The 4997-nt window shown below is 62.9% G+C and carries 4 protein-coding genes; 2 read left to right on the forward strand and 2 right to left on the reverse strand.

From position 1 onward, the window contains the following. Positions 1–1904, forward strand: a 1904-nt coding sequence (cueA, locus tag OQK_RS07485; protein ID WP_038860707.1) for a copper resistance metal-translocating P1-type ATPase CueA, incomplete at its 5' end; no start/stop codon positions are given. Beyond that, entirely contained in the window at positions 1901–2314 is a 414-nt protein-coding gene (gene cueR / locus OQK_RS07490) for a Cu(I)-responsive transcriptional regulator (protein WP_016771827.1), read from the forward strand. The genes cueA and cueR, both read left to right, overlap by 4 nt. Here the strand turns inward: cueR and OQK_RS07495 are convergent. Together OQK_RS07495 and OQK_RS07500 are read right to left on the reverse strand one after the other, a co-directional pair. Continuing rightward, positions 2268–3476 (reverse strand): MFS transporter, encoded by a 1209-nt coding sequence (locus OQK_RS07495; RefSeq protein WP_016771828.1) that lies wholly within the window; start codon positions 3474–3476, stop codon positions 2268–2270. The genes cueR and OQK_RS07495 overlap by 47 nt on opposite strands. Positions 3477–3773: 297 nt before the next feature. Further along, the gene (locus OQK_RS07500) at positions 3774–4670 is read right to left on the reverse strand and encodes a PA4780 family RIO1-like protein kinase (protein ID WP_016771829.1); all 897 of its coding nucleotides are present in this window, start codon (positions 4668–4670) and stop codon (positions 3774–3776) included. Positions 4671–4997: the final 327 nt, after the last annotated feature.

Raw genomic sequence — 4997 nt, forward strand, 5'->3', positions numbered from 1 at the left:
CCCTCGCTCTGCCGCTGGTGTTGCCAATGTTGCTGCAGCCGTTCGGCATTCACTGGATGCTCCCGGCCTGGGCGCAATTCGCCCTCGCCACCCCCGTGCAATTCATCTTCGGCGCACGCTTTTATGTGGCGGCGTGGAAAGCCGTGCGCGCCGGCGCCGGCAACATGGACCTGCTCGTCGCCCTCGGCACCAGCGCCGGTTATGGCCTGAGCGTCTATGAATGGGCCAGCGCCGCCGGACGCATGCCGCATCTGTATTTCGAAGCCTCGGCCGTGGTCATTGCCCTGGTATTGCTCGGCAAATATCTCGAGAGCCGCGCCAAACGCCAGACCGCCAGCGCCATCCGCGCCCTCGAAGCGTTGCGGCCGGAGCGCGCGATTCAAGTCATCGACGGGCGTGAGCAGGACGTCGCGATCAGCGCCCTGCGCCTCGACGATCTGGTGCTGGTCAAACCCGGCGAACGCTTCCCGGTGGATGGCGAAGTCGTCGACGGCCAGAGCCACGCCGACGAAGCGCTGATCAGCGGCGAAAGCCTGCCAGTGCCGAAACAACCGGGCGACAAGGTCACCGGCGGCGCGATCAATGGCGAAGGTCGTTTGCTGGTGCGCACCCAGGCGCTCGGCGCGGAAACCGTGCTGGCGCGGATCATTCGTCTGGTCGAAGACGCGCAAGCGGCGAAAGCGCCGATCCAGAAACTGGTGGACAAGGTCAGCCAGATCTTCGTGCCGACCGTATTGCTGATCGCCCTGGCCACGCTGATCGGCTGGTGGCTGTACGGCGCACCGCTGGAAACCGCGGTGATCAATGCCGTCGCCGTGCTGGTGATTGCCTGCCCGTGCGCCCTCGGCCTCGCCACCCCGACGGCGATCATGGCCGGCACCGGCGTCGCCGCACGCCACGGCATTCTGATCAAGGACGCCGAAGCGCTGGAGCGCGCCCATGAAGTCAGCAGTGTGGTGTTCGACAAGACCGGCACGCTGACCTCGGGTACGCCGCGTATCGCGCACTTCAGCGCGGTCGATGGTGACGAAAACAATCTGCTGACACTGGCCGGTGCCTTGCAGCGCGGCAGCGAGCATCCGTTGGCCAAAGCCGTGCTGGATGCAGCCGCCGAACGCGGCTTGAACGTGCCCGATGTCAGCGACAGCCAGGCGCTGACCGGGCGCGGCATTGCCGGCACGCTGGATGGCCGGCGCCTGGCGCTGGGCAACCGGCGGATGCTCGACGAAAGCGCCTTGAATGCCGGTGAATTGAGCACATCCGCCGAAGCGTGGGAACGCGAAGGTCGGACACTGTCGTGGCTGATCGAACAAAGTCCTGAGCCGAAGGTACTGGGTCTGTTCGCCTTCGGTGACACGCTGAAACCCGGCGCACTGCAAGCGGTGCAACAACTCGCCGCGCGGGGTATCCAGAGCCACCTTCTGACCGGCGACAATCGCGGCAGCGCACGGGTGGTGGCCGAGGCTCTGGGCATCCAAAATGTCCACGCCGAAGTGCTGCCGGCCGACAAAGCCGCGACGGTGGCCGAGCTGAAGAAAACCGGCGTGGTCGCCATGGTCGGCGACGGTATCAACGATGCCCCGGCCCTCGCAGCCGCAGACATCGGCATCGCCATGGGCGGCGGCACCGACGTCGCCATGCACGCGGCCGGCATCACGTTGATGCGCGGCGATCCGCGACTGGTGCCGGCAGCGCTGGAGATCAGCCGCAAGACCTACGCGAAGATTCGTCAGAACCTGTTCTGGGCCTTTGTCTACAACCTGATCGGCATTCCACTGGCGGTGTTCGGCTTCCTCAATCCGGTGCTGGCCGGCGCGGCGATGGCGCTGTCGAGCGTCAGCGTGGTGAGCAATGCGCTACTGTTGAAAACCTGGAAACCCAAGGACCTGGAGGAACACCGATGAACATCGGCCAAGCAGCCCGGCAGAGCGGCCTGAGTGCAAAAATGATTCGTTACTACGAGTCGATCGGTTTGCTCAAAGCGGCCAATCGCACCGACAGCGGTTACCGCGTATACGGCAGCGATGACCTGCACACGCTGGCGTTCATCAAGCGCTCGCGGGATCTGGGCTTTTCTCTGGAAGAGGTCGGCAAGCTGCTGACCCTCTGGCAGGATCGCCAGCGTGCCAGCGCCGATGTGAAAGCACTGGCGCGCCAGCACATCGACGAGCTGAACCAGAAGATCCGCGAGCTCGGCGAGTTGCGCGACACCCTGCAGGATCTGGTCGAGCATTGCAGCGGCGACCATCGCCCGGACTGCCCGATCCTCAAGGAACTGGCGTCGGGCTGCTGCGCGCAACCCGCCCGCGCCTGATCCGCAAAAGCGTCACCACGCACAACGTACCCAGGGGAATGCCGTGGAACAGCATGACCACGGCCCCCGGCGTCCACCACGCATAGAACGGCGCAGCGACCAGCATGCCGATACCGAAACCGGTCATCTGCAGCAAGGTCAGCACGCTGAAAATCGGCAGGCGCAACGCCGCAGGTTCCCGTTGCAGCCGTGACATCAGGCTGACTTCGGAAACCCCGTCGCCAAGCCCCGCCGGCAAGGCGAACAGCAGCAGACCGTAGAGGCTGTGCTGCTGGAACATCAGAATGAAACCGCACGACATCAGCGCCACACCGCAGAAAAATCTTCTTTCGAGGTGGCTGTTCTCCGAGCCTTTCAGGTGACTGGCGATGCGCGCGCCGAGCAGTTTGCCGCTGGCCCATACCGCAAGCGCCAGGCCCAAGGTCGTACTCGCCGCCTCCGGCGTGAGCAGTTTCGAAATGATCGGGAAGCCGACGTTATGCGCGGCACTGCCCAAGGTGTCGGCCATGGTCACCGCGAGCATGGCCGCGACCACAGGCGCTGAACGCAGGCCCTGCCGCAGCGCAAACCATTCACCGCGTTGCGGCTGTTCGCTGACATCGTTTTTTTCGAAACGCAGGGGCACGATCAGCAGCGCCGCGAGCACATAGGTCAGCGCGTTGAGGGCGAAGACCGTTTCGAAACCAAAAGCAGCCACCAGCAACCCCGACACCAGACTGCCGCCGACCATCGCCGCAGAAGAAGCTGAAGTGATCCAGGCATTGGCCTTGAGCAATTGCGCCGGCGCGATCAAACGCGGCAACTGGCTGTTGAGGCCGATGGCGAACATCGAATTGCCCAGGCCGAGGCCGAAGGCAATCAACGGCAACAGCCATGCCTGCTGACTCGCCGGTGTGATCAACAGCAGCCCCAGCAGTGCGGCGCGCAACAGATCGAACGCAATCAGCGGCGCGCGGCCCTGCCAGCGTCGGTAGAAGCGTGTGCCGATCAGACTGGCGAAGATTCCGCCACCGACACGGCTGGCAAGGAAAATGCCGACGCTCATGGCGCTGTTGCTCAGCAGGTAGACGTAGGTGGCCAGCGCGACCATGTTGAGGAAGGCGCCGAAATCGGAGATCAGCCGGGCGGTTACGATCAGGTGGGTGTTGCGTGGGGTGGTCACATTCAGTCCTTGAGTGTGGTTGGAGCGCTGGACAGTAGACGCGAATAAGCCAGGATCCGAAAGCCCCCTCACCCTAGCCCTCTCCCAAAGGGAGAGGGGACCGATTGGGGGATATTTGGGAGATACACCGACCTGAACGTTTTTCTTTGAATCCATAATCGACTCGGTTTTTTCAGGTCGATGTATGGCTAAAGACACCTCGGTCGGCCCCCTCTCCCTCCGGGAGAGGGCTGGGGTGAGGGTGCTTTTTGACTCAAACAAAAAACCCGGCCGAAGCCGGGCTTTTTCATCACGCGATCACTGCATCCACGGCGGTGGAGGCGGTTCTTCGGGTTTGCCTTTCGGCGCGTCGTCCGCCGCGCGAATGGCCTGCTTGCGTTCCTCGTCGAGGCGCGCCGCTTCGATTTCGCGCAGCACCCCGCCGACATCGGCCAGGTCCTCCGGATCGTCGAACTCGCCGGTCAGCACACTGTTCGGGTGCAAGGTGCCGGCTTCGTACAACGCCCACATTTCCTTGGCGTACTTGGTCTTCTTCAATTCCGGCGCGAAACGGCCGAAGTACGAAGCCATGTTGCCAACGTCACGCTCGAGCATGCTGAACGCGTGGTTGTTGCCCGCAGCGTCGACTGCCTGGGGCAGGTCAATAATCACCGGACCGGTCGGGGTCAGCAGCACGTTGAACTCGGAGAGGTCACCGTGCACCAGACCGGTACACAACATCAGCACGATCTGCGAAATCAGGAACGCGTGATATTCGCGCGCCTGATCCGGCTCCAGCACCACGTCGTTCAGACGCGGCGCGGCGTCGCCGAATTCGTCGGCCACCAGCTCCATCAACAGCACGCCGTCGAGGAAGTCATAGGGTTTGGGCACTCGCACACCGGCGCCGGCGAGACGGAACAGCGCCGCCACTTCAGCGTTCTGCCAGGCGTCTTCGGTCTCTTTGCGACCGAACTTGGACCCCTTCGCCATGGCCCGCGCCTGACGGCTGTTACGAACCTTGCGGCCTTCCTGATACTCGGCCGCCTGGCGGAAACTGCGTTTATTCGCCTCCTTGTAGACCTTGGCGCAACGTAACTGATTGCCGCAGCGCACTACATAAACAGCTGCCTCTTTGCCACTCATCAGTGGGCGCAGCACTTCGTCGACCAGACCGTCCTCGATCAGGGGTTCAATGCGTTTTGGAGTCTTCATCAGCTTTTATTGTGGGTCCTTTATTACCAAACACGCGAATGTCACTCGTTATACGGCAATCCTCGCCCGACGGGGAGGGGTTGCCGACCTGTGAACCTTGAGGATGCACACACTGTGCCGGATCAATCGCAGCGACCCGGGCGAATCATAGCCGAGACCGTGGCATTGATTAGTATCGGCCGGCAAGGGCATTTGCGACAGAATCTGACATGGTCGGTGAACTTCAGTTGCCCTCACCCCAGCCCTCTCCCAGAGGGAGAGGGGGCCGACTGCGGTGTCTCCCGTAATACATCGACCTGAGAGACCGCAGCGCTTATGGTTTGAATC

The sequence above is a fragment of the Pseudomonas sp. R62 genome (genome assembly GCF_000257605.1).
In the GTDB taxonomy this organism is placed as follows: domain Bacteria; phylum Pseudomonadota; class Gammaproteobacteria; order Pseudomonadales; family Pseudomonadaceae; genus Aquipseudomonas; species Aquipseudomonas atacamensis.